Annotated in this window: 25 protein-coding genes; 6 read left to right on the forward strand and 19 right to left on the reverse strand. The window is 45.2% G+C overall.

The features are described from left to right. Positions 1 to 549: 549 nt before the first annotated feature. The 10 genes from ACFVU8_RS07530 to ACFVU8_RS07575 all read right to left on the reverse strand — a co-directional run bounded on the left by ACFVU8_RS07530 (position 550) and on the right by ACFVU8_RS07575 (position 11829). Entirely contained in the window at positions 550 to 1008 is a 459-nt protein-coding gene (locus ACFVU8_RS07530; protein ID WP_387426612.1) for an SMI1/KNR4 family protein, read from the reverse strand. Between the two features lie 706 nt (positions 1009 to 1714). After that, positions 1715 to 2218, reverse strand: a complete 504-nt coding sequence (locus ACFVU8_RS07535; protein WP_387426613.1) for an SMI1/KNR4 family protein — start codon at positions 2216 to 2218, stop codon at positions 1715 to 1717. 241 nt (positions 2219 to 2459) lie between these two features. Continuing rightward, positions 2460 to 3293 (reverse strand): sulfurtransferase, encoded by an 834-nt coding sequence (locus ACFVU8_RS07540; RefSeq protein ID WP_387426614.1) that lies wholly within the window; start codon positions 3291 to 3293, stop codon positions 2460 to 2462. Continuing rightward, on the reverse strand, positions 3286 to 4134 hold the full coding sequence (locus ACFVU8_RS07545) for a MerR family transcriptional regulator (RefSeq protein WP_379466111.1): 849 nt from the start codon (positions 4132 to 4134) through the stop codon (positions 3286 to 3288). Before ACFVU8_RS07545 ends, ACFVU8_RS07540 begins: the two co-directional genes overlap by 8 nt. Positions 4135 to 4162: 28 nt before the next feature. After that, positions 4163 to 4924 carry an ABC transporter ATP-binding protein gene (locus ACFVU8_RS07550; RefSeq protein ID WP_387426615.1) on the reverse strand — a complete coding sequence of 254 codons (762 nt, stop codon included), beginning with the start codon at positions 4922 to 4924 and terminating at the stop codon, positions 4163 to 4165. 11 nt (positions 4925 to 4935) lie between these two features. After that, the gene (locus ACFVU8_RS07555; protein WP_175374683.1) at positions 4936 to 5688 is read right to left on the reverse strand and encodes an ABC transporter permease; all 753 of its coding nucleotides are present in this window, start codon (positions 5686 to 5688) and stop codon (positions 4936 to 4938) included. Between the two features lie 620 nt (positions 5689 to 6308). Then, positions 6309 to 7469 (reverse strand): phosphotransferase enzyme family protein, encoded by a 1161-nt coding sequence (locus ACFVU8_RS07560; RefSeq protein WP_387426616.1) that lies wholly within the window; start codon positions 7467 to 7469, stop codon positions 6309 to 6311. Then, positions 7466 to 8389, reverse strand: a complete 924-nt coding sequence (locus ACFVU8_RS07565) for an ABC transporter substrate-binding protein (protein ID WP_387426618.1) — start codon at positions 8387 to 8389, stop codon at positions 7466 to 7468. The genes ACFVU8_RS07560 and ACFVU8_RS07565 overlap by 4 nt, the downstream gene beginning before the upstream one ends. 19 nt (positions 8390 to 8408) lie before the next feature. Beyond that, the gene (locus tag ACFVU8_RS07570) at positions 8409 to 9416 is read right to left on the reverse strand and encodes an ABC transporter substrate-binding protein (protein ID WP_387426620.1); all 1008 of its coding nucleotides are present in this window, start codon (positions 9414 to 9416) and stop codon (positions 8409 to 8411) included. 430 nt (positions 9417 to 9846) lie between these two features. After that, entirely contained in the window at positions 9847 to 11829 is a 1983-nt protein-coding gene (locus ACFVU8_RS07575; protein WP_387426621.1) for an AraC family transcriptional regulator, read from the reverse strand. Positions 11830 to 12001: 172 nt separating this feature from the next. Here ACFVU8_RS07575 and ACFVU8_RS07580 point away from each other — a divergent pair, with 172 nt between their 5' ends. The 3 genes from ACFVU8_RS07580 to ACFVU8_RS07590 all read left to right on the forward strand — a co-directional run bounded on the left by ACFVU8_RS07580 (position 12002) and on the right by ACFVU8_RS07590 (position 14762). Next, complete coding sequence (locus ACFVU8_RS07580; RefSeq protein WP_387426622.1) at positions 12002 to 12424, forward strand: GNAT family N-acetyltransferase; 423 nt, start codon at positions 12002 to 12004, stop codon at positions 12422 to 12424. Between the two features lie 156 nt (positions 12425 to 12580). Continuing rightward, a complete protein-coding gene (locus ACFVU8_RS07585) occupies positions 12581 to 13162 on the forward strand; it encodes an RNA polymerase sigma factor (RefSeq protein WP_379466118.1) in 582 nt (193 codons plus the stop codon). After that, entirely contained in the window at positions 13131 to 14762 is a 1632-nt protein-coding gene (locus tag ACFVU8_RS07590; protein WP_387426623.1) for a DUF4179 domain-containing protein, read from the forward strand. The genes ACFVU8_RS07585 and ACFVU8_RS07590 overlap by 32 nt, the downstream gene beginning before the upstream one ends. A gap of 455 nt (positions 14763 to 15217) precedes the next feature. Here the strand turns inward: ACFVU8_RS07590 and ACFVU8_RS07595 are convergent, their stop codons facing one another. The 7 genes from ACFVU8_RS07595 to ACFVU8_RS07625 all read right to left on the reverse strand — a co-directional run bounded on the left by ACFVU8_RS07595 (position 15218) and on the right by ACFVU8_RS07625 (position 21937). Then, positions 15218 to 16045, reverse strand: a complete 828-nt coding sequence (locus tag ACFVU8_RS07595) for a carbohydrate ABC transporter permease (RefSeq protein ID WP_379466120.1) — start codon at positions 16043 to 16045, stop codon at positions 15218 to 15220. Then, a complete protein-coding gene (locus tag ACFVU8_RS07600) occupies positions 16045 to 16926 on the reverse strand; it encodes a carbohydrate ABC transporter permease (protein WP_175374674.1) in 882 nt (293 codons plus the stop codon). The genes ACFVU8_RS07595 and ACFVU8_RS07600 overlap by 1 nt, the downstream gene beginning before the upstream one ends. A 97-nt stretch (positions 16927 to 17023) precedes the next feature. Then, positions 17024 to 18319, reverse strand: coding sequence for an ABC transporter substrate-binding protein (locus ACFVU8_RS07605; protein ID WP_379466121.1), 1296 nt, complete (start codon positions 18317 to 18319; stop codon positions 17024 to 17026). A gap of 91 nt (positions 18320 to 18410) precedes the next feature. Continuing rightward, positions 18411 to 19496, reverse strand: coding sequence for a response regulator transcription factor (locus ACFVU8_RS07610; RefSeq protein WP_379466122.1), 1086 nt, complete (start codon positions 19494 to 19496; stop codon positions 18411 to 18413). Continuing rightward, positions 19486 to 21273: a sensor histidine kinase gene (locus tag ACFVU8_RS07615; protein ID WP_379466123.1), complete on the reverse strand. Its 1788-nt coding sequence runs from the start codon at positions 21271 to 21273 to the stop codon at positions 19486 to 19488. Before ACFVU8_RS07615 ends, ACFVU8_RS07610 begins: the two co-directional genes overlap by 11 nt. Before the next feature lie 233 nt (positions 21274 to 21506). Next, a complete protein-coding gene (locus tag ACFVU8_RS07620) occupies positions 21507 to 21623 on the reverse strand; it encodes a YjcZ family sporulation protein (RefSeq protein ID WP_217622566.1) in 117 nt (38 codons plus the stop codon). A gap of 185 nt (positions 21624 to 21808) precedes the next feature. Continuing rightward, positions 21809 to 21937, reverse strand: a complete 129-nt coding sequence (locus tag ACFVU8_RS07625) for a YjcZ family sporulation protein (protein WP_379466124.1) — start codon at positions 21935 to 21937, stop codon at positions 21809 to 21811. Between the two features lie 121 nt (positions 21938 to 22058). Here ACFVU8_RS07625 and ACFVU8_RS07630 point away from each other — a divergent pair, with 121 nt between their 5' ends. Together ACFVU8_RS07630 and ACFVU8_RS07635 are read left to right on the forward strand one after the other, a co-directional pair. Then, complete coding sequence (locus ACFVU8_RS07630; RefSeq protein ID WP_387426624.1) at positions 22059 to 22520, forward strand: GNAT family N-acetyltransferase; 462 nt, start codon at positions 22059 to 22061, stop codon at positions 22518 to 22520. 127 nt (positions 22521 to 22647) lie between these two features. Further along, positions 22648 to 23631, forward strand: coding sequence for a phosphotransferase enzyme family protein (locus ACFVU8_RS07635; protein ID WP_387426626.1), 984 nt, complete (start codon positions 22648 to 22650; stop codon positions 23629 to 23631). A 3-nt stretch (positions 23632 to 23634) separates the two neighbouring features. On the opposite strand, the gene ACFVU8_RS07640 is transcribed toward ACFVU8_RS07635, so the two are convergent. Next, positions 23635 to 24255, reverse strand: a complete 621-nt coding sequence (locus ACFVU8_RS07640) for a histidine phosphatase family protein (protein ID WP_387426627.1) — start codon at positions 24253 to 24255, stop codon at positions 23635 to 23637. 117 nt (positions 24256 to 24372) lie between these two features. Between ACFVU8_RS07640 and ACFVU8_RS07645 the strand changes: the two genes are divergently transcribed. Then, a complete protein-coding gene (locus ACFVU8_RS07645; protein ID WP_387426628.1) occupies positions 24373 to 25266 on the forward strand; it encodes a LysR family transcriptional regulator in 894 nt (297 codons plus the stop codon). Positions 25267 to 25329: 63 nt separating this feature from the next. Here the strand turns inward: ACFVU8_RS07645 and deoD are convergent, their stop codons facing one another. Continuing rightward, complete coding sequence (deoD, locus tag ACFVU8_RS07650; RefSeq protein ID WP_387426629.1) at positions 25330 to 26037, reverse strand: purine-nucleoside phosphorylase; 708 nt, start codon at positions 26035 to 26037, stop codon at positions 25330 to 25332. Positions 26038 to 26042 lie beyond the last annotated feature (5 nt).

Below are 26042 nucleotides of genomic sequence, written 5' to 3' on the forward strand. Positions count from 1 at the left end.
ATCGATCATAAATAATTGTGATAAAAAATCCACTGTACTTTACATTCGAATCTCCGATACGGTTCACCGTTATTAATCCTCAACTCTAGATATTGAATTTATATTGAACTTCCCTTAACAACTTTCATTTGTTGCTTCAATTTATCTCTTTGTTAACACAAAAAACACACCATCCAAGCCCTAAGACTTGAGACAGTGCATTTTAATTCACTCACTCTCTATAATAAATGAACAACAAGAGTTTCATATTCTCCTCCGAAACATCCTTCACCAAGACAGGGAATTGTTTCATTAACTATACAAATAAATGACGATCATGGGTTCCAGAACTATACCGTGCAAAATGAGTTGAGTAAATCTTTGTAGCCATTATGGCACCGCGCGACTACATAGATCATTCAGCTTCACATATCCCCCCTCTATTTAGCCTCATCGCAATGGGGTTGACCTCAAATACGTCAGTGGATAATATAAAGAAACTTGTTTCATGTTACCCCTTAGGCAAAAGCTAAGGAATAGGCGGTGCCCATTCCTGTTTTTGGTTTTTAGTTATGAATGCTCATCGATCAACCGCTCTAGAAATTCCACAAATGTCGAGGCATACGTGTCGATCAAATCATTCATTAGATCATAACACATAACCGGAAACTCACCCTGTTCGTTTCGCGAAGATAAATCAAAAAAGTAAAGCTCGTCACTATCTGGAACGAACAAGTCCAGTCTGTCCGGAAACCGACTTACCCACCACTCCTCAGCTTTATTCAGTCTATGGATATAGAGCAGCTCACTATCGTCATAATCTCTATGTTCTGGATCGCCAACCGTTAGAATATTTCCGCCATTCAACCGCGCATTACCGTAATGGATCAGCCACCAGCGGTAGGACGGAGGCAGGCTGAATCCTAATTCCTCTTCTACTTCCGCTATCCAGCTCTCTTCTGCCCCATGACCGGAAAACCATTTCAATGCAGAGGTTGTCTTCAGTTTATCTGCTAAACGCTCGTACATGGCTGTTATCCTCTCTCCTTTTTCATTTCCAGTTGCTATACTTTTTGTATATTGTAGCACAACAAAATAACGGGTACAGTGCCTACATTCCTATTGTTAATTCACTATATTTTTCTGGAGTCGGATGTCTTGGTATTAACCGCAGGTACAGGCATACCCTAACTTTGCAAAACTTTAGGTTGTCCCGTGGCGGTAACGTCGTCGCCTTCCATTGACCCTTGTGGACTTTCGCGATTTTAGGACCGCTCTAGGGATGTTCTCTCTGTTGACCTCGATACTCCTGAGTACAGTGCTAAAGATATAACATAGGATATGATCCACCGCGATATCTGTAAAGGCAAGTCTTAAGGCATCTTTCGCCGGATGGTTGTTTCTTTTTTATAATGATCACTTAAATACATCATAGTTGTGACTATTACCAAGACCGCTTTTCGAGGGGTCATTTTTATTTTCAGGAGGGATATGAAAACTCGCAACTTCAACACATGTTGTAAACGATAAAATATCAATTATTACCACAGCACTTGATAATGGAAGTTGCCTAATCCTTGTTTTCGTTGAATGACTAGTAACATTGTTTTGTATGCCTATCGCTTATTTAAGTATTCTCTCAGCTCAACTATGATGCCCATTAACTGAATGATTGTAACAAAAATACGACCGATTTAGTGTACTGCGCTCCGGTCGTATTTTTGTTATTTACTATTTATGTTACACTGAACTCTACTGAATTTGACATTATTAAATCAAAAAATTGTTCAAGCGTATTGGCTACTTTTTCAACTTCTTCAAATTCGGGCTCACATCCACGCACAATAACCCCTTTATCATTCGTTAAATCAATCGCATAGAAGGAATATCCACCATCAACTGACATCACGATTGGCAAGTAATTATCCCACCAGGACGTTATTTCGGATTTCCAAATGTAATCATCCATTGCTGCTTCTAAACTAAGCGATTCATATTCATTCCATTTAAATGCAATAGCTGAGCTATTATTGAACTCATCCTCACAAATAAACCAGGTCTTCTCATTTGGTGTAATACATTTTTCAACCATACTTAAAAAATCTAAATATTCATTTGGGATTTCTTTGAATCTTGATGTAATGCTACTATCCAAATTTAATTGAGACCCGGATTTTTCGGTTATATCCCAACGGTTTTCAGTAGCCCAAATAATAAACTCGCCAATTTTTTTATTCATATTCATCTCCTTCTAATCGTTTTCTAACATCTTCAATTTTTACTATTTGGTACATTGTAGCAAAAAACCGGACCTATTTACGAAAAGAAGAGTCCGGTTTTTCGTCGTATAAACCCGTTTGCGCCTACTTCATTTGTTGCTTCATTTTATCTCCGTGTTGACATTAAAAATACACCACCAAGATATACAAACCGCTTGGCGATGTATTCAACGATAAAATACTATTATATGCCCTCGATGCTTACTCTTCCCCAGTCGCAACCGGGTTCTCGTCATAACTAACCCAATCGCTCCAGCTTCCCACATACAGCTTCACATCTGTGTATCCTGCTTCGGTTAATGCCAGCACGTTGGGGCAAGCCGTTACCCCTGCGCCACAGTACACGATAATTTCCCGGTCGGACGGGATGGCCTTAAAGCGTTCACGCTGCTGTATGCCATCAAGGAACACCCCGCTCGGAGAACCTTCTTCCCAGTAATGATTAATGGCACCAGGGATATGACCTGCCTTCTGATATTTCGATGTATCCTCACCGGTATAGCGATCATGTATCCGTGAATCAATTAATACTCTTTGTTCCTGACCGATACCGGCCTTAACCTCCGTGATCGTCACCTGTAGACTGTCGTTAATCCGGGATGAAAACTTGGTATGCACAGGCCGTGACGGCTCATTCGTTACCGGATAACCTGCTTGGCTCCAGCTAGAAAAACCGTCAGATAGTAGTTTCACCTTCTCATGGCCGGCATGCTTTAGCATCCACCACAGCCGTGACGCAATACTGCCTCCCTGATCGTCATACACAATCACTTCTTTTTCCTCATCAATCCCGGCTTGTCCCAGCTTCTCCGCAAACACAGCAGAATCGGGGAGCGGGTGGCCGCCTCCATGAATCTCTTTTGGACCCGAAAGATCAGTATTCAGATCAAAGAATACAGCACAGGGAATATGCCCCTGCAAATAGGCTTCATAACCGGCTGATGGCTCACCCAATACAAAACGAACGTCCGCAAATACCGTGTTAGGATCATTCAGCCGCAATACAGCCTCAGATGAATGAATTAAATTAGACATAATCAGTTCCTCCAATAGGCAAAATCAGTTCAGTTACATAGTTATCGCTGACCGCGGTACTCCATGGATCAATGATGTATCTTTCGTAGGAAGCCCCTTGAAGCGGAATGTCCTGCTCTTGTGCCCAATGCTGCACTTTCCGGTACGTATCAGAGAGGGTGCTGTAATCTCCTTTGTGAACTACACTTATGGCCTGAAATCCTCCCACCCCTGTCGTCAACGCCGCATTGGCTTCATCCTCAATCACCGCTGTGTAGCAATCTACGGATGTGAAGGTATGATTGATACGCTGATCAAAATCTTCGAAGAACAGCATAAAAGGCCCATACGCGAATACATTATGCTGGTTGCAGAGCCCGACGAGCACGTTGCTATAAAGCACTTCAATATTGGCGGCTTGAGGGTCTGAAATCTCATAATGGAACTTCAACGTACGATATTGTGGAAAAGGAGCAATCTCGATATCCTTATCCTTCCGCGGTGTCGCCAGCAGCGTCTCCCCTTGCTTCAGCAGCCGCTGCCATTCCTTAATCGCAAAATGTTTCTTCTGCAGCTCCGCCATTTGCTGCTCAACGATCAGCAGTTCTTTAGTCATATAGTCTTCCAGCACTTCAAAGTTGGAGCGCTCCAGCATCTGACGAATATCATCGAGCTTAAAGCCCAGTTGCTTGTAATATTTAATCAGCGGGATCTTCCGTATACTTTCCACAGAATAATACCGATAGTTACTTTCAGGAGCGATGCGGTCAGGTGTCAGCAAGCCGATATCGTCATAATAACGAAGTGTCCGAATCGGAACATTGCATGTCTTTGCCACTTCTCCAATGGTGTACCATTCCAATTCGTCTCCCCCTTTTCAGAGCTTACTATTACAAAAGACCTTTAATGGTTTCCTTCAATACTAATAATTCAGGATTAATGAGCCGATCTCTCTTATTCTTCTGGTCAAAGCTAACAGTGAGTTCTTCTTTCACTACTCCTGGTCTTGAAGACAGCACATAGATCCTGTCCGACAGAAAGATCGCTTCTTCAATGTCATGGGTAATGAACAGGATGGTAACGTTAAAAGCTTCCTGAACTTCCAGCAGCCATGCCTGCATACTGCCTTTTGTAATGGAATCCAGAGCACCAAAGGGCTCGTCTAGCAGCATAATCTCTCCAGAGGCCAGAAAAGTGCGAAGAAAGCTCGCGCGCTGCTTCATTCCCCCGGACAGCTCACTCGGATAGCGATGCTCATAGCCTTTTAACCCGATCCGGTCCATTAAGGATACCGCCTTTGAACGTGAAGCTTCCTTATTAGAGCCTTTCAGATCCAGCGGCAAAACAATATTGTCCAGAACCGTCTTCCACGGCAAAAGCAGGTCCTTCTGCTGCATATAGCCGATCTCTCCATGAACGTCCAGCGTTCCTCTATCTGCCGGCAATAGGCCGGTAATGATGTTAAACAAGGTGCTTTTTCCGGAACCGCTCGGTCCCAGGATGGATACGAATTCACCCTTGCGGATATGCAGAGAGACATCTTTCAATATCTCCGCAGAACCATATGATTTGCTGATACCATCAAGTGTAATTAAGGTATTGTTCTCGCCGGAATTAGGGACAGTCTTCTCCAATAGTGCTTTATTTTGCATCGTAACCTCCACTATTTCCAATGCGTCGTTTTTTTAGATATATAATTGATAAGGTAAATAAAGCCCACACTGATGATCACGATAACCAGAATCGAGGCAAACACTTTATCAAGCGCATAAGCATTCTTGGTGCGAACCATATACACCCCGATCCCCTTCGTCCCGCCTTGCCATTCCCCGATAATCGCCGCCATAATCATATACGTCGCTGCAATTTTGAGTCCGGAGAAAAAATTCACCATTGCATACGGCAGCTTCAAATGGATGAAGGTTTGCAGTTTGGATGCCTTGTAGGAATGGAAAAGGTTCAAATAATCTTTGTCCACCTTCTCAAACCCGTCCACCAGACTAATACAAATGGGGAAAAAGCAGACCATCACAATAATGAGGATTTTCGGCAGTATGCCAAAACCGAACCAGACGATTAACAACGGTGTTAGCGCAATGGTCGGAATGGTTTGTGAGACGATCAGGATGGGATACAGCGATTTCTTGATAACGACAAAACTGTCCATCAATATCCCGAGAACGAAAGCTAATGCGATCGATAATGCAAATCCGAGCACAGATTCATACAGCGTTGTTCCGACATGACCCGCAATGGTGCCAAAGTCGCTGATCAAGGCACTGACCGTAGCCAGAGGCGAGGGTAGAATATAAAGTGGTACGTGATTTAATGTCACGATTAGCTGCCACACAATAATGGCAATGAGCAGAGTAGCAATCGGATAGATCCGTTCGTCTATCTTTTTAAGTTTGTCCATGGTAGTTATCTCCCGCGATTAGTAAAGAGACCATATCCCGGGATCATGGGCAATATGGTCCTTTATCGCTATTTTTTAAATTCATATAATTCCTATGTGTATATTATAAATTAACAACCACATAACATTCTGTCAATGTTAAACTTTAACTATATAAGCCGACAAAAGAAATTAACAAAAAGCGAAGATGAGCGAACGGGACGTTTGAGCTTTGTAGCCGCAAAGCGCTCGCCTGAAGGCTTTCCATAGGAATGCTTTCACTGGAATATAGACTATCGACAGCAAGACCTATAATTCAAGGCTGTTCAAACTAGCGAAGCGATGTCACTAGAAGCGGTATATTCCCCTTCACCAGTCGTCTTGAAGTGAGAAAAAGGGCCTCCTTCTCAACTAACAGCATTTTTGTACCTTATATTTCTTTAATATAGGTAAATGAAGGAAATAAGAGCATTTTTGTATCTTAATTTTCGAAAAAGCACGCTGTACGGATATTCTGGAAGATTTAAGGTACAATTTTGCACTTAATCTCCACTAACTCCTCTTTGCAGAGAATTTAAGGTACAAAAATGCCACTAATTACACTTCTAGACTTCTAGACTTCTATATACAGTACCACCCGGTCACTCAGTAGCCCTCTGTTCCAGATAGGTCAGTAAATCTTGGCCCTGCTGTCCTTGAAACCACTTCGCATGACCAAGCCAGAAGCTGTCGTAGGCCAAATCTGTGTTGGACTTGGACTTCACAATCCCCATAAAATAATCCATCTCGCTCAGTGCAAACTCCGCATGAACTAGGGGAAGGATGGCCACAAGTGCAGCGGTCTCCTTACTGCTCAAGGGCCGAATCGACTCATATCCTGACAGCAAGGCCTCAAGTTGGGCGTAATGTACAATATCATCCTTTTCTTGATCATCTAAAGCCAGCCATTCTATCGCATTGCGCTCAATTGCCGTAGCCAGATCATAGATAGCATTCGTACGGTCTGCGAGGCCGAAATCCAGAATCGACTCGACACCCGACCGTTCATCACTGTCATTCCACAGTAAATTGGAGGCATGCCAGTCATTATGTGTCCAGAGCGGGTTCAACACGTCGAGTAGAGGCGCAAGTTTGGCGTAAAAAGGCATGAAGACCGTTTCCAAATCCTGCTCCCAGGATCGGCTATCCAGATACTTGCCCAAGGCTTCGCGTGGTGCAATATAAGCTGCCATTTCCTTGCGTGGGTCAGCTGAAGCAAAGATCGAGAAGCTTGATACCAGGGCACGTACTGGTCTTGCCGGGGCTTCAAAGCCCTCCGCCGCATCATGTAGTAGGGCCAGCGCTTCACCTGCCGCATAGGCGTGATCCTCTGTCAGAAAAGGACTCCACGAGACTGCGTCGCGGTACAAATCGTCCCCTTTTGCCAAGCGATGCACCTCATACGTCCATTCTTGGAGCGCAAAGGCTGTTAGATCATCACTCCCTGCGACGATATTACTCACCGGAATTCCCTGGGTTCGCAAGTGGCGGATAAAACGATGCTCCTCCAGAAGCCCCGCTACATCACGTACCGTATGATGATGCCTTTTAACAAACAGGCGCTCCGTAGCGGTGATCACAATCGTCGCACTGGAGAATGGCCTTGGGCTGTGCCAAGTCAGCTCCGAAGCTTCCTCTAACTCTGGATAGTAGCTTAACAATTGATTGACTTCCTCAAGGGTAATCGGTGCCCAATCCGGCCGGACAAGGGTTGTTCCCATGCCATGTGACAGTAGATCCGGACCGTTGCCTTCCCGGTTCATCGTTCATTCTCCTTAGGGAGAAAATCATTGCTGTAAGCCGTCTTCCAGCCATTCCGATCCTGCAAAATGCCATGATCAGCAAGCCACTCGGAATAAGGTTCGATCAATTCCGTACGTTGTACGCCCCAAATTCCGTTATGCAGCCAGGTGCCAGCAATCAGCGGCAATGAACGCTCCACAAGGCGGGCAGGGAAAAATGGAATAATCCGTTCATAGATTGGCGCGGCCAGCAGCGGATCAGCAACCAAGGCCTGGTAACCTCTCTCCGTAGCCGCCAAAAAAGCGCGGACAGTCTCAGGATCTTGAATAGTCTTTTCCACCTGTGTCCCTAGTAGATAACTGTGATAAGGCGGCGCACCGATCTCATCCACAGGCCATACGATTCGCTCTTCTTCCGGAACTGTGGTGTCCATAAGGATCTCCCAGGCCCAATAGCTTCCGAAGGTTGCATCTGCCTCACCGGCGGCAATATCATCCGGGGTTAACTCTCTTGAACCACTATCTACAACGATAATGTCATCCGGGTCCCCACCATCCGCGCTAACCAGCTGCCGAATCATAGCCATTCCCCGTGGAGTAGGATTCAAGGCCACCCGCTTACCACTGAGATCTGCCGGGCGACGAATTCCGGTACTTCGCACCGTCTGTACAGTTTCCATTCCCCTATGGTTAATGGCTGCTACGCCCACAACCACCGGCTGTGTCTCCCTTTGTACCAATAGCCGATTACTAGGGAAAATACCAAAATCCGCTTCTCCTCTCGCCAGATAGGCTAAGGTGTCGCCCCGCTGCGGATCGTACACCGTAAACTCCACATCGAGTCCGGCATCCTTATACCAACCCTGCTCACGCGCATAATAGAACCCGGCTGAATTAGTCCAAGGGTAGAAATATTCAAGCATAACCTTTAAGTGTTTCATGGAGTCAACATCCTTTTCATTATTTTTTCGGGAGGAATTCGTTAGTAAAAGCTTCTTCCGGTTTCAAATCGGTTGGAATTAGCCCTTTATCCTTGAGAAATTTCGCATAACCGCTCCATATCTCGGTCTTCATCTGCCCCCATGCCGGTGCGTCAGCAATATATTGAGTCGCCAAAAATTTCTGACTTTCCACAGCGAGCGTTTTATCAATTTCCGGTGCATGCTTCAATAAAAGCTCCGCACTTTCCTCTGGATGATCGATGGCATATTGGTAGCCCTCTTCGGTTGCCTTTAAGAACTTGCGTACCTTGTCAGGATTCTCGGCGATCGTTTTGGTTCCAGTGATCAGAATCGGTGTGTAATAATCCAAAGCCGGATCAAGTTCTCTTGCCGGAATATAATTCAGTTCAACACCTTTGAGTTTGGCTTGTACGCCGGTCCAGCCTTCAAAAATCCAGGCAAAATCAACGTTTTTCTGGGTAGCCGCGAAGAAATCATCATTACCGATATCCACAAGCTTCAGCTTGTTGAAGTCGGCTCCATTCTTCTCCATAACCGCTTGAAGAATCGCTTCCTCCGACGGGGAACCCCAGCCGCCATATACTTTTCCCTCAAAATCCTTCACACCTTGAATGTTCTTGCTCTTCGGTGCTGCAAACCCTGAGGTATTATGCTGGATGATCGTAGCGACTGCCTTGATCGGCAGCGGTTCCTTGCCGGTTAGCGCATAAGTTACATCCTCCTGGTAGCTGACGCCAAAGTCACCTTTTCCAGCAGCGATCAAAGTCGAAGCCGTTCCTTCTGACGGCTGCACAATTTGTACGTCTAATCCTTCATCCTTGTAATAGCCCTTCTCTAAAGCAACATATAAACCTGTATGATTCGTATTGGGCGTCCAGTCCAGAATAACGCTGGTAGGTTCCAGCTTGGTACCTTGTGCTTGCTCTTTTCCACTACTCGCACATCCAGACAAGAGCGTGGCCGACAAAGCGGTAATACCCAGTATGGTGAATAAACTTGATTTCATATAGAATCATTCCTCTCCAATAGCTCTCTTAAGTAAATAAATCCTATTCCGATGTATTTACAATGGTATAGAGAAAATAATAACCCTCCATTTAACTGGAGGGTCAAGCATTTTCTTCACTTCTTTAGGTTACTTCCGTTTTATTTACTTTTACCGATGAACAAATCCCATTCTTTATTGTATAATTTAGGAAAATCCATGAGGTGATGATATGAGTAAATCTACACGCTCTGATAAAGCTATTGTTTCGGTCCTGCTCGGAACAGCCTTTTCGATCATCATAGCTTTCTTTGTGGTTAGGTATATTATTCAGAATGTTTGGTTTGCTCCTTAGGGAGAAGGGGCTCATATAGAAAAAGGCTACCTGTACAAGGTAGCCCTGTTTGTCTATCCTATTCGATTAGAGAACGGAATGGATACCGCCCCTCCCTTATTTGCCCAAAAAGCTCGTAACAATCAAATCCAGCTGCGCTTCCAATGAGATCGGATCGTTGTAATAGGAACCCTTTTCACTAATAAAATATACCTGGCTATTCTTCACCGCAGGGAGTGATTTCCACAGTTTGCTGTCGTACACAACATTCGCATTACCGTCGTCCCACCCCCAATTGCTTGTAAAAATGTAGTCGCCAGCATACTGGGGCAGTAATTCAAGTGATAAATCCGTTCCGAATTCAGGACCGTCGATGAGCGCTTTCTGGATCACTTCCGGAGCTTTTAGACCAAGGTCATCATATAGAATCTCGCCGCCTCGGCCGCCCTTATTTCCCCAAGCGTAGATGCCTTTGGCGAACGGCTGGAGGATCGATACCGTTTTGTCTCCAACAACTTCCGTAATCTTCGGCTTCACCTCAGCAATTTTGGCTTTCCATTTCTCTGCCCATTCCTGCGCTAGATCTTCCTTGCCCGTGATTTTCCCGAACTCCATCAAGAGTTCTGACGGGGTTCCCGCTCCATATTTAAGTCTTATCACCGGGGCAACTTGTGCGAGTTGTTCATATTGCGCTTCTTCAATGTAATCAAATGCAATAATAAGGTCCGGTTCCAATGCGAGGATTGCCTCTATATTAGGCTCTTCACCTATATTAATGATACCGTCCAGCTTTCCTTCGTGATAAGGGTTAGCTAACGAATCTTGGGTCGCAGCCACAGGCTTAACGCCCAGCGTCAGTAAATTACCAATCGCACTTCCAGTTAAGTCCACAATCCGTTTCGGATCAGTGGGGATCGTAACTGTCCCCTTAGCATCCGTATAAGTTTTTGTTGTTGCAACTGCATTCCCTGTACTCGAATTCTCTTTGGTTGTTTCCTGGCTTGTCGCTGTGGATTGCGCACGATTTGCAGCGGTATTGTTATTTACGGTATTTGATGTGCTGGAGCAAGCACTAATGAACAGCATGAAGCATAACAACAGCGCCGCTGTAGCCATAGAAGTTGACTTGGTGACTTTGTGCAATGGATATCCCCCTCTTTTGTCTAAATGATAATCATTCTCGTAGCCATTGAAACTATAGCATCGGGACTCAACAGCAACAAGGGCAGATTTCGTATTAGACACGGGCATTTCCGGTACAGGAGACCCTGCTTGGACTCTCGTTTTGAATTGCATTGGAGGTAATCCATAGATTTTCTTAAAGCTGCGGCTTAACGTATGGGCATCTGGATATCCGACCCGTTCGGCAATCTCTTGTAGTGAGAGGTCAGTTTGAAGCAGATCATTCACAGTCCGCTCCATACGAATACGTGTCAGAAACCGGATCGGACTTTCGTTCATTCGCTGTTTAAAAAGCTTGCTTAAGTAACTAACACTGCAGTCAAACTCTTCGGCCAAAATGTCCAGTGTTATAGGCTCCATGTAGTGATCCTGAATGTAACGAACAACCTGTGCCAGCAGATCTGGATGAACAGGGTGAATCCCTTGGGTGTTGATCTGACTTAACAGCTCATGAACAAATTGATACAACAACGACCGTGCATGAAAAGAATTCAGCGGATCCTGCCCCATCCAATTCGCCATCATCTCCTCCAGCTTCCGCCGCAGAGGAAGTGGATACAGCGGAACGAAGCTATATTGATAAAGAAACGGATTATCTCTCTCCAATTGCAGCATTAATTTCTTAGATGCAGGCAGCATCAGAACAGCCTTGTACAAGACCAGATAATATTCAAAGGCTTCCTCTGCTAAAATATTCAGACGCGCACCGCGACCACCATGCAGTACATGGTTACGGCTCATAGTGTGCAGCACATCGTCCATCCGTACGCTTGCATTCCCACGTTGAACATACAAAAAAGCACTGACCGGCAGACGGTAGCTCTGCATCTCCATGCCTGTCTCCAGCAGGCCATGGCGGATATCCAGCACTTTTAGGGAAGCATGATTCCATAACGCAATGTGATCGTATAGCTTCATCGCCCTTTTCAATCCTCCCAACACTATGACGACTCTGTCCTATCATTATATTGATAACCATTCTCATCGTAAAGGAAAAAGAGAATATACTTCCTCCATCCGTTATTGATTTTTATACCAGATACCTCAATAATACAAATAAGAACTGCAGATAGTGTGCCGGAGGTGTCTTATGGAGTATCCATTCAAAGAATATGTAATTAGTGATGATCAAGAGCGTGTTCACGTCCCCACAGTAATCGATTTTTTGGCTACCAGCTACTGGGCCAATAAACGCTCTCCTGAGAAGATCAAGAAATCGATTCAAAACTCTGTCTGCTATGGTGTGTATGATGGGGATCAAATGATTGCTTTCGCAAGACTGATCACGGATGGGGCTACAACCTATTATTTGTGTGATGTGTTCGTGCTGGAAGATTACCGCGGGCAAGGCATCTCGAAGAAACTGATCGAAGTCATCACGAATGCACCTGATCTTGAATGGATGTCTGGTATCCTTGCTACACGAGACGCTCATGGACTGTATAGTCAGTACGGATTCGAGAAGGAAGACGGTAAATTCATGAGAAGGCAACCTCAAAGCAGACAGCAGTAAACAAATCTAAATGTACATAGAAAGAGATTATACAAGTAAAATACTCTCCCTCTCTTGGTCTGCGCATGTCGCAGGCTTTTATTATTTCCATAAAGTGAGAAGTTTTCAGGTCTGCAACGTCTTATATATAAATCGATTTTGTCTGGAGGCATCCAAGTGAATGAAGGGATAGACGACAAGCTGGTGATCAGGGAGGTACTGGACGGAAATCGGGAAGCCTTTGCGCTACTGGTGGACAAATACAAATCCGGTTTATACCGCCTGCTGCTAGGCATGGGCGCGAATGCTCAAGATGCGCAGGATCTGGCACAGGAATCTTTTATTAAAGCCTACCAGAAGCTCCCGGACCACAACAGCCAGAGCAGCTTTGCCGCCTGGTTATACGCGATTGCGATCAATCGTTTAAGAGATTTGAAGCGGCGCAAAAAAGTCAGCCTTGCAGCTCTCCCCTTGCTGAGAGAGGCAAGTCCCCCCCTTACACCAGAGGAACAGTATATGCGTAAGGAAGAGGAACTGGAATGGCAGGGAAGATTAGTCAGGCTGCCGGAGCGTTATCGCATCATCCTCCTGCTTCGTTATGCCAATGAATTAACCTACGAGGAAATTTGCGAGATTACAGGATTGTCCATGCATCAGGTCAAGAACCGTCTTCATCGTTCCCGGCAGAAGTTGAAGAAACAATGGTCTCAAGCAAAGGAGGATTCCAGTGAGCAAATGGAGCTTTACCAATCGCGATGATCGTGATGCGGATGAGCTGATGTCACGCCAAATGCAGCGCATACCGGCAACGCTTCCTGATTTTTTCACAGAACAGGTCATGGAACAAGTACGTCACACAGAAATGGATGCCCCAACCGGAATGAACTTAAGGAAATTATCCGGAATGCGCAGAAACAGAGTCATTAAAAAGCTGCAATGGGGCAGTGCTGTCACCATCGGAACGGCCTTTATGGCCTTTGTGCTGGTCGCATCTTACTCGGCTTATGTACGAAATTCTCTACAAATCGTTCAGACTTACACTTACTCAGCACCACTGCCCAGCCTGATGTTTGGTGAGAACAAACCGGATTTCGATATCGGTCTCATGGAGGCTCAAGCGCTTGGGGTGGTACAACAGGCTGATGTTCAGGCTACTGACAAGGGCTATACACTTATGCTACGTGATGTCGTGGCAGACCCTACTCGAATGGTCTTATCTTTGCAGATTGTTGACGAGAAGGGACAGCCAGCAGAACTGGCGATGGACCGTTTTGATTTTGAACAACTGCATCTCAAAGATCAGCAAGGCGAAGATATCGGACAGCTTCGGGGAATTATGCCTATGGAAACCCGCATTGGTTCGGACCATTCCAAACAGAAGTATGTTATGTTAATCTACATTTTCCCAGATAAGCAGCCCAAAGACAAAGTTCTCATACAGAGCAATGTGAACGAACTAAAGACTAGCAAAGACGGAAAGAAATCGCTGAAGGGAAACTGGAATTTCAGCTACACTGCTGACATGGAAAAGGCGAACAGTCTAGTCGTGACGTCAGATCTGAACGAGTCCTACACTACCCCGGAAGGACTTCATGTAAAGATGGATCAGCTTGTCCACACGCCTGCAGGTGTGCAGCTAAAGTTCACGACCTCGCTCTCCGAAGCTGCGGCTGCCCTCACTCCAATGGAGCTGAGAAATAAGCTGACGGTGATGTTCCATTTGGAGGACGCGAAAGGACAGGAGCTGTCCAGAATTAACAGTTATAAGGATGGGGGTGCTAACAATACTTCTTTCACCTACATTTGGAAGGAAAAAGATGGCTCCAGCACCCTGCATTGGACCTATTACTTCCAGTCACTCCCGTATGATACCATGAACATCCGTTTTGTACTGGATGGCTATACCCTTCCCGTGAAATCCAATGATAGTATTACATTCCAACCCGGAGAGCTGAAGCAGGGACCGGCCATTTTCGATAAACAAGGCGATCATCTGGAAATCCATGATTTAAAAATAACTGAAACAAAAGATGAACCCGGTGTTTCCGGCTGGATGACCGTCAGTGGAAGCTTTGCCAACCAGTTCTCGGCCGATCAGTGGGCCGCCTATGATCAAGATGGTACAGAATATAAGACTGTTTTTAGAGGAGCGGTTGGTCTTGGAGAGCAGGCCGTCATTAGTAAAGAGGGTAGTGACAATAGTCCTTCTTATTTAATCGCCAAAGGACTTACTACCTTGCCAGAGGAGCTGACACTGGTACGCACCATCACAGACAAACGGTATACCGATGTGGACTGGAGCTTTGATCTACCTAAAATCGAAAGGAACGAAGCCCTGAAATCCATTACTGTTCCTTAGAAATGATTCCGACCACTAAAAAAACAGACTGGGGCTCTTTCACTTAGAGTTCTCCGGTCTGCATAGTTTCCCAAAATCTACTCAGTGTTTATATAAAGGCATTTTTGTACCTTAAATTGATGATTTTAGCGTGAAAAAGGGAATTAAGAGCATTATTGCACCTTATTTTCCTACATATCCTAAAAAATACGACCTTCCCAAGGAATTAACATACAAAAATGCGCTTAATCACCATTCCTCCTTCGTTGCCGCGGAATTAAGGTACAAAAATGCGCTTATTTCCGTATCCACGCGGATGGAAGCAAACCGGTGCTGAACCAAGCAATTGTCCACCTCTGTAATTTGTTCAATTAATGATACCTTATTCAAATAAAGAACAAGCCGGCAACCTCTCTTTCGAGTGTTTGCCGGCTTGTTTTCCATTAAGTATAGTTGTTGCTTCAGTATAACTCGTATTAACCCTTAACCGCACCTTCTGTGATTCCTTCCATGATAAAGCGTTGGAAGAAAGCGTAGATGATAACAACTGGAATCGCGGTCAGTACCAGAGCGGCCAGAATCAGCGACCATTCTTTGTTGTACTCGCCGAACAGCATGTTTGTGGACAAGATCAAGGTGTACTTGTTCACGTCTGTCAGCATAAGCAGTGGAAGCAGGAAGTCATTCCATATCCACAGGAAGTCAAGAATACCAATGGTAACAGTGATCGGAAGCAGCAGCGGCAGAATGATCCGGAAAAAGGTCTGGAACTCACCACATCCGTCCATGTGAGCCGACTCTTCAAGCTCCTTAGGAATTCCTTTTACAAATCCATGATAGAGGAACACGGCCATGTTCACGCCAAGTCCGATATAGATCAGTCCCAGACCAAACACGCTACCTTGTACATCCAGCGTTCTGGTGACACGGGACAACGAGATCATGATCGAGTGGAATGGTACCAGCATCGAAGCGATGAACAGGAAGAACAACGCACTGCTCAGCTTGCCTGGTGTTCTGGACAGCTTGTATCCGGCCATGGAAGCGAACAACAGGATGCCCCCAATACCGACAATCGAGACGATTACAGAGTTTTTCACGCTATTGAACAGGTGAATCTTGGCGAAGGCCTGACTGTAGTTCTCAAAATGAAGCTGGGTAGGTAAGGACAAAATGTTTTTGAAGATCTCTCCTTGCGTCTTGAAGGAGTTGATGATCGCCATATAGATCGGGAAAAACGCTAGCGCAGCTCCGATGATCAGGACAATCAGGATGATTGTAGAGGACAGTTTGCTGCTTTTCATTATGCCTCCACCTCATTTCTTTTCGTTACACGAATTTGGATCAAGGTGACAAGCAGGATAATGATGAACAGAATGACCGATTTCGCACTCGCATATCCATAACGGAAGTTATTGGAGAATGCTTCTTCATAAATATTCATCGTAATAACCTGTGTGCTACGGCCAGGACCGCCGCCTGTCAAACCGAATACAACTTCAAATACTTTAAACGCACCGTTTAGGGTGAGGAAGAAACAGATTGTAATCGCATGAGAAATCATTGGCAGTGTAATATGTCTAAAGGTTTGCACCGGATTGGCACCGTCAATAACTGCCGCTTCCTTCAAGCTTTGTGGAACACCTTGCAGGCCGGCTAAGTAAATGATCATCATGTATCCTACACCATTCCATAACGACACGATGACAATCGAGAAGAAGGAGAATTTAGGATCGCCGATCCAGGATTGATCCAGGAACAGCAAGGCTGTTTTTTCAGCGAGCTGTGGGAGCACCTGAGTGAAGACGAACGTCCACATGAATGCACTAATGATCAAACTGATCATGTTTGGCATGAAGAAGATGGTTCGGAAGAAGCCTTTGAAACGTGTCCGTGATTCAATAAACACAGCTAGCAGCAAAGCCAGCACGTTTTGCAGAATTACCATTACTACAACGTACTTCAGGGTAAACAGTAAAGCATTGATAAAATCAGGGTCATCAGTCAGAGCTTCGACAAAGTTGGCAAAGCCGACAAAACTATAATTTCGGTTCAGCCCGTTCCAGTCTGTAATACTGTAGAACATCCCGCCAATGGTTGGAATGAGCATAAACAGAGTGTAGAACAGTAAGGCTGGGCCCACGAAGTATAACATCGAGCGCAGGTTGCGGGATTTCTTTAACATGATGGCACTCACCTCTTTAGGTTTAAAATACCAGAGGGAGAAAGGCAATTTCGGTTGAAATGGCCTTTCCGCCCTCCCTATCCATTATTTTTAGTCTTTATTTGTTTACTTTATTGTAGTCTTTCCAAGCTTTGTCGAGTGCCTTAATAACATCATCCTGTGACAATTGTTTCGAGAAGTAGCTTTGCAGCCCTTTACCCACTTCATCTTTTACAGCTTGCGGGATGGATGGATCGCGGTAAGCTTTTCCTTCTTTTACATACACTGTAGCGTCGTCAACCCATGGGTAGCTCTTATAGTTATGAATACTTGCTACAGGGTTAAACTTCATGCTTTCGTAGAATCCGCTGGACTCTTTGTCATCCAGTACGAAGTTGATGAAATCAAGAGCAACATCTTTGTTCTTGCTTGTAGGCGATACAACCAGGGAAGTGGAAGCACCCAGGTTAATCAGTGTCTGAGCAGGGTTGTCGCTGAGTGGCAGTGGTGCTACGCCAAAGTCGATGTCCGGGTTAGCTTTTTGAATGGTTTCAGCATACCATGGACCTTGTACCCACATTGCTGCTTTACCGTTCGCAAAGGCAGCCGCACCGTCGTCACCGCCGACTTCAAGCGCTTTGTTCGTGCCGTTGGCGTTAACCAGGTCAATGATATCGAACATGGATTTCATTTCTGCGAAGGAACCTTCGTTTTTGTTCATCCGTTCGATGAAGTCTTTATTTCCTGTCTCAATTTGTGCCCCTACTGACAATGGCAGGAACAACTGCGGAATCCATGATTCTTTATAAGCAAGTTCAAACGGTGTGATGTTGTTTTTCTTCAGTGTTTCTACAAGCGTCTTCATTTCAGACAGTGTAGTTGGCGGCGTTACTTTGAGGTCAGAGAAAATTTTCTTATTGTACAAGTAACCCCAAGATACGCTTTCCAGCGGCACTGCTACGACTTTGTTGTCGATGGTTACCGAAGGCTTCACGCTTTCCAGCAGCTTGCCTACAAATGGCTGGCTGGTGAGGTCTTCAAGATAGCCTGCTTTGTAGAAAGATGGAATTTCGTTGATCGCGTGAATGGAGAAAATGTCCGGCGCGTCGTTGGATGCAAGTCTTGTTTTAAGGATCTGGGATGCGTTGTCCGAGTTAGGCATTTCCAATTGGACTTTCACATCTATGTTTTTCTCTGCTTTTTCTTTGGCAACAAATTTATCGATGTATTGATCAAACTGATCCTTAAAACGCGGCAACCCGATGAACATTTTAAGCGTAACTGTTTTTTCCGAGCCTTTTCCACCAGTTTCGGCATTACTGCTTCCGTTGCCCGCACCACTGTTAGAACCACAACCAGCCAGAAGCAATACTGTCATCATTGCGCTTGCTGTTACTTTCCATGACTTCTTCATTCTGTAAACCCCCTCAAATGTTGTCTCGTTCTTGTTTACGCTTTCATTGTACATCCAAAATGAAAGCGGTTAATTAGACGAAATTAGTCTCTTAGCTTGTACTATTTTGAACCTCACCTTCTCCTTTTCGCATTTCACCGGGTGCCAGGCCAAATTGCTTCTTGAACACTCTGTAAAAATAACCCAGCTCCTCATAGCCGCACAGCTCAGCCACAGACTTGATGGAGAGATGATCATGAAGCAGCAGATGCCGTGCACGCTCCATCCGCAATTTGGTCATATAATCCGTCAGATTCAGCCCAAATTCCTGTTTAAACACCTTGCTCAAATACTCCTTGCTGACAAAAAAGGATCTCGCCAGGGCTTCCAGTTTAATATTCTCTGTAAAATTCTGATCCACAAAACGCTTAATTTCTTCCAAATTCAAGCGGTTCTTATTTTTTCTATGCTGCACAAGTTCCTTCAACGCAGAAAGATACATCCCTGACACTTGCTGCATCAGCTCATCCACCGTATGGAGTGCTGCCAGATTCTCCTCTGCATATTCATTCGCGATCTCTTGAGAATTACTGTGCATCAAATCCCGCAGCAGCAGCAGCAGCTCTTCTCCAATACGTGCGAGCGTCGAAGGCGTGACCCCCAGCAGGATCAGCTTGTCCTTCAGCTCATTCAGACTGTCCTGCAGACTCTCCGCATTCAAGTCATTATAATGAGCGGCCAATGCTGGCCTGAATGTTAGGATAGCCTGAAGGAGATCCAATCTTAGACCCATACCATCACCAGACTTCTTAAGCAGCGTATCTTCCGCCTTTTGCCGGCACTGCAGCAGCACCTGATTCAGTTCCTGGGGATCGACGGGCTTCAACAAATATTCGTCCGCTCTGCAGCGAATCGCTTGGCGTGTATACATGAAATCATCATACCCGCTGATCACAATGATCCGAATGTCTGGATGGTGATCATTCAAATACTGCAGCAGCCTGACTCCATCTACACCGGGCATGTTCATGTCTGTGATGACGATATGAATATCTCCCGTCTCTATTGCCTTGATCGCTTCCTCTCCATCCTCTGCTTCAGCTGCAAGGTGTATACCATACTGTTCCCAATTTCCAAAGGTTTTAATAATTTCTCGGTTCCATTGCTCATCATCCACGATCATGGCGTTAATATTCATGCTGATCACCAACCTTCACTATAGGGATATACATACTCACCCGGGCACCGCCATCAGGTTGATTGTTAATTATCACTCCGTACTTTTCGCCAAAATAGAGCTTGATCCGGGCACTTACATTATACAGACCTATCGAATTCCCGCTGGTCCAGTAAGGGTCGAGCGGCTCAGCCAACCGGGCACGAACTTCTTCTAATCGGGCCGGAGAGATCCCCATCCCATTATCCTCGACCTGAATCAGCAAACCGTTATGATGTGGGACCAGACGGAGGCTGAGCTTCCATACCCCTTTTTTACGATCAAAACCGTGCATGAACGCATTCTCCACCAAGGGATGAAGCGACAGCTTCGGAACGAGAATATCCTCCCACAGCGGAGGTATCTCCACTTCATAATTCAGCTTATCGGCATAACGCTGCTGTTGAATGTTCATATAATTGTTCAGATGTTTGATTTCCATACCCAGGGTAGTCAGCTCTCCTGGATCACGTATCGTATAGCGGAACATATCACTGAGTGATTGAATGATGCTGTAGATATCACTCGGTTTCTTGGAATAGGCCATACTACCGATCATCTGCAGTGTGTTTTGCAGAAAATGCGGATTGATCTGTGCTTGCAGCGCTTTCAATTGGGCTGTCTGCCTCTCCAGATTGATGGTATATTCGTTGCGAATATGCTCACGAATCCGGCTGGACATGGTCTGGAATCTCTTCTCCAGCATCCCGATTTCGTCTTCACGGTTGGAATGGGGAACTCCCTCACCCTTAAGCCAATTCAATCCGCTCATGGATCTGGCCAGACGGATAATAGGCCCCGACACTCTGTAGGCTACAAATGCGGCAATCAATGCCGATAATAAAGCAGATATAACTCCGATAATCAAACCATAAGTTTGAGTGACAGAGCCACTTTGCATAACATAGCTTACAGGCAGCACCTTAACTACCGTCAGCCCCCACGGCTCCAAATAATTATAAAAGATATAGTGGTCAGGAGTACGCACATATCCAGTTCCCTGAGCGGACCAATCTACGTCTTTCGTAGCTGGCATGGTGCCTTCTTTGAGCTGATACATCACCTTCCCGCCGGAGTTAACGATATATACCCCTGCTTCCTGCTCTGAGTTCAATAGGCCCAACGCATTATCCATCATTTTCCATTTTACTTCGAACCTGATGCTTCCCAGCTTGTCTTTATTCTCAAAACGATTGATGCTCCGGATCAGGTTAAAGTTCGCTGATGACCCGTCGCTATCTTTAATAATATAATCCGCTTGCTGCTCCACAATATCACGCCAGATTGGAGTATCCACTACAGGAGACTGAATAGTGTCCCGCATATCGTTAATGGTAAACAGCTTGTTCTTCTCCTTGAGATATAGCTGAATCTCCACGAGACTGTTATAACCGGAGTAGAAGATCGACGTAATGTTATTAATAACATTGCGCTGGACGGTAAATTGGTCTGACACACTTCCGTCCTCTTCCTTCGTGTACTCATTTAGTGTCGGGCTGATAAGGATCGTGTAAATCATATTGTTGAGTTGGGTAAAATTCTTATCTACCGCTTCACCAGACCAGGCGATTTTGGAGAGATTAGACTGGATTACCTCTTGTTCCATTACTTTTCGGGTATTCTCAGTCGCCAGCCATGTCACCACAATTATTGGAATGACCGAAATACAAAGCATAATCAAGATAAGCTTGCTGCGAATCGTCCGTTTAAACGGCTCTGACAGCCATCGATAGATAGAGCCTGGCCATTTCAAAAGCATCTCTTCCCCTCTGTCTTCACTCTTATCCATAAGATCAAATGATACTTTAACGCTTCAGCCTTCGGCTGTATGGGTTTAGGTAGGTTACATCAAGCGTCACCGGATTGTCAATCTTTCTTAAGCCTCAGAGCATTTGATTCCCTAAAGGGTTGTATGTACATCAAAAATCGCCAGTACGAATACTGGCGATGTGTCACATGGGTGCAAAGCCTAAAACAAGAAAAAATTAGAGATTAGATAACGAATGCTTTAGAGATGATGACCAGCAAAATAAACAAAACAAGAATTGCTGTTGTAGATGTAAAACCACCGTATCCGCCAACTCCGCCAACTCCGCCAACTTCACTCATTTGTAATTCCTCCTTTATTTTTGAGTACAGCTTAGAATATGCATATCTGACCTTTCCGCTTGGGTGAATGAGAAATAAAACAAAAATAAATAACCCTTTTCAATGAAAAATCAATGAAAGATGACCCCCAACAAGCGGAGGTCATCACTGGAATACTTATATTCCTTTACAAAATAAAGTATTATCTAGATAAAGCATGCACTAAGAATAATGACCAACAAGATGTACAGTACAAGAATGGCACCTGTGGATGTAAAACCTACGTGAGGGTGATGATGGTGGCCCCACGCTGCTCCTGCGACTTTGTCACTCATAATTTTCTTCCTCCTTCGTTATGAACCCTCATAATTGAATACACCACAACATATGTAGTTCATTCGCCTCTTGCTTGGGCATGCGCGGAAACACAATAGTTTATGGAATGGAGAGAGTATTTTGTATGAAATTGTAGCGTTAAATGAACGAATGGATTTATTTGAACAAGCTGTAACGTTGTTCTGGGAAGAATGGGGCAGTGAGACCAATTACCCATTTTATTATGATTGCATGAAGCACTCTTGTCAGCCGGATCAGAGTCTGCCGAAATTTTATTTGGCGCTGCAACAAGATTCATCCATAGTGGGTACATATGCTTTACTCAGAAATGACCTTATTAGCCGTCAGGATCTATTCCCTTGGCTTGCCTGCTTGTATGTTGCTCCTGAGTTCAGAGGCAATAGCTTCGGCGCAGTGTTACTTCAGCATGCTCTTGATGAGACGCATAAAATGGGACATAATTCTCTCTATCTCTGTACCGATCTTGAGCACTATTACGAGAAATATGGCTGGAGCTATTTATCTGAGGGTTTTATTTTCAATGGTGAGCGCACGAAGATATATGTTCATCCAGCAGGGTGATTACTCGGAAAGCCAGTCTGCGTACAACAACCCTGTATTCCGGCATAATTCGTTTATAACCAATTTTTCACTTAAGCTCCCCGCTACTCCTTTGATACAATGGAACAAATAATTCATTGATGGGGGCATGATTTTGGATCAGATCTTAGGTAAAGCCGCTTCAGCACTACAGCAATATCATATTCAGGCAGATTCCGTTCAGCTTATCGGTCAAAGTGCAAATTTGATTTATAAGGTTACTGATATTCATAATAATAGCTATAGCCTGCGATTTCACCAGTCCAATAGTGCGACTATGGAGGATATCTGGACTGAACCGAATGTCCTCGCATCAGAAATGGTATGGCTGGAAGCTCTAGCTGAAAAGGAAGATCTAATCACTCCAAGGCCGTACAGGAATACACAGGGACATTTCGTATCCGATGTGAATGGTATCAGTTGTACATTAATCAGCTGGATAGAAGGTGAACAAAAGCCTTTTATCCCTACCGTAGAAGATGCTGAACAGGTTGGGCATATGATCGGTAGGCTGCATAAGCAGTCAGCAGCATGGAACGTTCCTGCCTCATTCACACGTCCCTCTTTCGACCGAAACCGTATTTTGCAAGCTCTTGATAAAATCAAAACTTTGGCGGCAAGTGGTACACTCGATCCAGCAGACACGGCTGTGTTGCTTGAAGCAGGCAATAAGGCAATACTGATGAAGGATCGTTTAGAGAGAAATAAGGACAACTGGGGGATGATTCACGCCGACCTGATCCCAAGTAATTTTATATTTAATAACGGTGAAGCCTGCCCGATCGACTTTGGAGCATGCGGGTATGGATATTTCCTGAGCGACCTTGGCTGGGCGTTCTCTTATATTCATCCGGCGTTCAGACAGCCAATGATTGCGGCCTATGCGAAGCATTTTCCACTACCCGAGGATCATAACCTACTACTAGAAGGCTTTTTCGTCGCTACACAGCTTGAAACCATGAATTTCTGGCTCGGACTGCCCGATGTAATGGAATGGTTCCCCGATCATATTAGCAAGTTAGCACATAGAGAATTCAGACACTATATCAATGAAGAGTCCTTCCTGTTTACCGGAACACCCTATTGGGAGTAATTCCTATTCTTTATAATGTGAGGTGTCACCATAGAGTTCTACGTGAACATCACCGTTGCACAGTACGATTTTGCTAAGGCTGGTCGACAAAATGTCGGGCAGCTCTCTTAGCTCGTGCAGCTTTTTGCCCAGATAATATCCCATAATGACCTTCAAGGTAATACGGTGCGTCACCAAAAGTACATTGCCTCCAGTATGTCTGCCCATGATATCCTCCACAGCAGGAATCACCCGTTCCAGCAGTGCCGCGTAGCTCTCTCCCTTGCCGGATGGCTGATACAGGTGTGGAGCCTCCCAGAAACTATGAAACTGCTCCGCATCTTTCTCCTGAATGTCTTCAATAAACTGTCCTTCCCACAGACCCATGTTGATCTCTCTTAACTCAGCTTTGGTCCGCAGTTCCCCAGGTCTGTCGCCCTGAATAATATGGGCCGTGCTTATCGCCCTTGGACTAGTACTGCTGTAGATGGCCTCAAATGGCACTTTCTGCAATCGTTCTTGAAGCCACTTCGCCTGCTCTTTCCCTGTAATGGTTAACGGAGAATCCTGATGTCCCTGCATCCGCCCCTGCAAATTCCACTCGGTCTGGCCATGTCTCGTCAAATACAATGTAGTCTCAGTCATGCTGTATCTCTCCCTCACTGTGAATGTAATTGGAGTATACTAAGTATATCTATAGATTAAAATTATATAATATCTATAATATATAACTTCAGTATATAAAGAGGTGCGGCGTAATCTATGTTAAATCTTCATGTCTTGAGGCTGTTCTACACAGTTGCCACTACAGGCAGCGTAACTCGGGCCTCGCAGAAGCTGAATATCAGCCAACCTGCCATTTCGGCCCAAATCCATAAGTTTGAGAAGGAACACAACATCCTATTATTTGAGATACAGGGCAGACAGCTTGTACTTACACCTCTTGGAGAGCAGTTGATTCAGCCGCTGCAAAAGCTTTTTGCACTTGAAGAACAAGTGCAGCTACGCATCGAAGAACATCACAAACATCCCAAGGGCAAGCTGCGTATTGTCGGCAATTACCTGGCTACCAGTATTCTGATTCCGTCCTGGGCCGCTTTGTTCAAGAAGAAGTACGCGGAGGTGGAGGTGCAGATCAGCACAGCCAATTCCCGGGAAGCCCTTGAGAAATTAATGAATTTCGAAGCAGATGTCGCGATCTACGGCCTCGGGGACATGCCCCTGCCAATTGCGCAAGGGCTCCACTGGACAGAATTGTATGATGACGAGTTCTGGTTCGTGGTGTCTCCAGAGCATAAGTATGCCAACGAGGTAATCACGTTGGTCGACATGCTTGGAGAGCCCTTCATTATGCGGGAAGCAGGCAGCGTAGCCCGGGAACGGCTTATTGAATTATGCAGGGAGCAACAGCTCACACCCCCTGCTATAGAACTGCAATTTAACGGAATGAGCGGGGCTATTCATGCCGTTCGTGCCGGTTATGGAGCAAGCTTCATCTCATCACTGGTGGCTAAGCCATACGTGGCGCGCGGGGAGCTGGCTAAAGTCAACGTCACTGGTGTGAAGTTGAAGAACACCATAGTGATGTGCACAAGGCAGCAGGAGCATGTCGAGCCACTTGTAGAGAAATTCTCAGCGATTGCTGTTATTCATTAAATAAAAAAAAGACATCCCTGCCGACCGTTTCCGGTACAAGGATGTCTTTACTTGCTTATGCCATTACAGGGAATACACTGTATCCAGTGCTACTTCCATCATGTCGTTGAACGTGCTTTGACGTTCTTCGGAGGTTGTTTCTTCTCCAGTCAATAGATGGTCGCTTACAGTCAGGATCGTAAGAGCGTTCACGCCGTATTTTGCAGCCAGTGTGTAAAGAGCAGTGCTCTCCATCTCTACACCCAGCACACCATGATCCATCAGCTTTTGCACAATGGCTTTGTCATCACGGTAGAACGTGTCCGAACAGAAGACGTTACCGACATGCATTTTCAGACCTTTAGCAGTACCACGCTCATAGGCAGACTTTAGCATTTGGAAATTCGCGATCGGCGAGAAGTCATACCCCCCGAATACGTGACGGTTCACACTGGAATCCGTACAGGAAGCTTGGGCGAGAATGACCTCGCGAACACGAACACTTTCCTGCATGGCACCACAGGTACCGACGCGAACCAGGTTCTTCACGCCATACTCGCGGATCAATTCATTAACATAGATACTGATGGAAGGTACACCCATTCCTGTACCTTGTACAGAAATCTTCTGGCCTTTATAGGTTCCGGTAAATCCGAGCATACCGCGGACCTGGTTATAGCAGGTAACATCCTCAAGATAAGTCTCGGCGATAAACTTCGCACGAAGCGGATCTCCCGGCAATAGTACCGTTTCGGCAATCTCGCCTGCTTTGGCTCCAATATGAACACTCATGGTCA

The organism is Paenibacillus sp. NPDC058177 (assembly GCF_042883835.1).
GTDB classification, from domain to species: Bacteria; Bacillota; Bacilli; order Paenibacillales; family Paenibacillaceae; genus Paenibacillus_AQ; species Paenibacillus_AQ agri.

What these genes read in the sequence shown, in the direction of transcription:
- deoD (WP_387426629.1), bottom strand. Translation starts at nt 26,037, where the DNA reads ATGAGTGTTCATATTGGAGCCAAAGCAGGCGAGATTGCCGAAACGGTA.
- ACFVU8_RS07580 (WP_387426622.1), top strand. Translation starts at nt 12,002, where the DNA reads ATGGAGTATCCATTCAAAGAATATGTAATTAGTGATGATCAAGAGCGT.
- ACFVU8_RS07635 (WP_387426626.1), top strand. Translation starts at nt 22,648, where the DNA reads ATGATTTTGGATCAGATCTTAGGTAAAGCCGCTTCAGCACTACAGCAA.
- ACFVU8_RS07530 (WP_387426612.1), bottom strand. Translation starts at nt 1,008, where the DNA reads ATGTACGAGCGTTTAGCAGATAAACTGAAGACAACCTCTGCATTGAAA.
- ACFVU8_RS07540 (WP_387426614.1), bottom strand. Translation starts at nt 3,293, where the DNA reads ATGTCTAATTTAATTCATTCATCTGAGGCTGTATTGCGGCTGAATGAT.
- ACFVU8_RS07560 (WP_387426616.1), bottom strand. Translation starts at nt 7,469, where the DNA reads ATGAACCGGGAAGGCAACGGTCCGGATCTACTGTCACATGGCATGGGA.
- ACFVU8_RS07565 (WP_387426618.1), bottom strand. Translation starts at nt 8,389, where the DNA reads ATGAAACACTTAAAGGTTATGCTTGAATATTTCTACCCTTGGACTAAT.
- ACFVU8_RS07615 (WP_379466123.1), bottom strand. Translation starts at nt 21,273, where the DNA reads ATGCTTTTGAAATGGCCAGGCTCTATCTATCGATGGCTGTCAGAGCCG.
- ACFVU8_RS07640 (WP_387426627.1), bottom strand. Translation starts at nt 24,255, where the DNA reads ATGACTGAGACTACATTGTATTTGACGAGACATGGCCAGACCGAGTGG.
- ACFVU8_RS07570 (WP_387426620.1), bottom strand. Translation starts at nt 9,416, where the DNA reads ATGAAATCAAGTTTATTCACCATACTGGGTATTACCGCTTTGTCGGCC.
- ACFVU8_RS07595 (WP_379466120.1), bottom strand. Translation starts at nt 16,045, where the DNA reads ATGAAAAGCAGCAAACTGTCCTCTACAATCATCCTGATTGTCCTGATC.
- ACFVU8_RS07610 (WP_379466122.1), bottom strand. Translation starts at nt 19,496, where the DNA reads ATGAATATTAACGCCATGATCGTGGATGATGAGCAATGGAACCGAGAA.
- ACFVU8_RS07600 (WP_175374674.1), bottom strand. Translation starts at nt 16,926, where the DNA reads ATGTTAAAGAAATCCCGCAACCTGCGCTCGATGTTATACTTCGTGGGC.
- ACFVU8_RS07575 (WP_387426621.1), bottom strand. Translation starts at nt 11,829, where the DNA reads ATGAAGCTATACGATCACATTGCGTTATGGAATCATGCTTCCCTAAAA.
- ACFVU8_RS07625 (WP_379466124.1), bottom strand. Translation starts at nt 21,937, where the DNA reads ATGAGTGACAAAGTCGCAGGAGCAGCGTGGGGCCACCATCATCACCCT.
- ACFVU8_RS07535 (WP_387426613.1), bottom strand. Translation starts at nt 2,218, where the DNA reads ATGAATAAAAAAATTGGCGAGTTTATTATTTGGGCTACTGAAAACCGT.
- ACFVU8_RS07555 (WP_175374683.1), bottom strand. Translation starts at nt 5,688, where the DNA reads ATGGACAAACTTAAAAAGATAGACGAACGGATCTATCCGATTGCTACT.
- ACFVU8_RS07550 (WP_387426615.1), bottom strand. Translation starts at nt 4,924, where the DNA reads ATGCAAAATAAAGCACTATTGGAGAAGACTGTCCCTAATTCCGGCGAG.
- ACFVU8_RS07605 (WP_379466121.1), bottom strand. Translation starts at nt 18,319, where the DNA reads ATGAAGAAGTCATGGAAAGTAACAGCAAGCGCAATGATGACAGTATTG.
- ACFVU8_RS07645 (WP_387426628.1), top strand. Translation starts at nt 24,373, where the DNA reads ATGTTAAATCTTCATGTCTTGAGGCTGTTCTACACAGTTGCCACTACA.
- ACFVU8_RS07620 (WP_217622566.1), bottom strand. Translation starts at nt 21,623, where the DNA reads ATGAGTGAAGTTGGCGGAGTTGGCGGAGTTGGCGGATACGGTGGTTTT.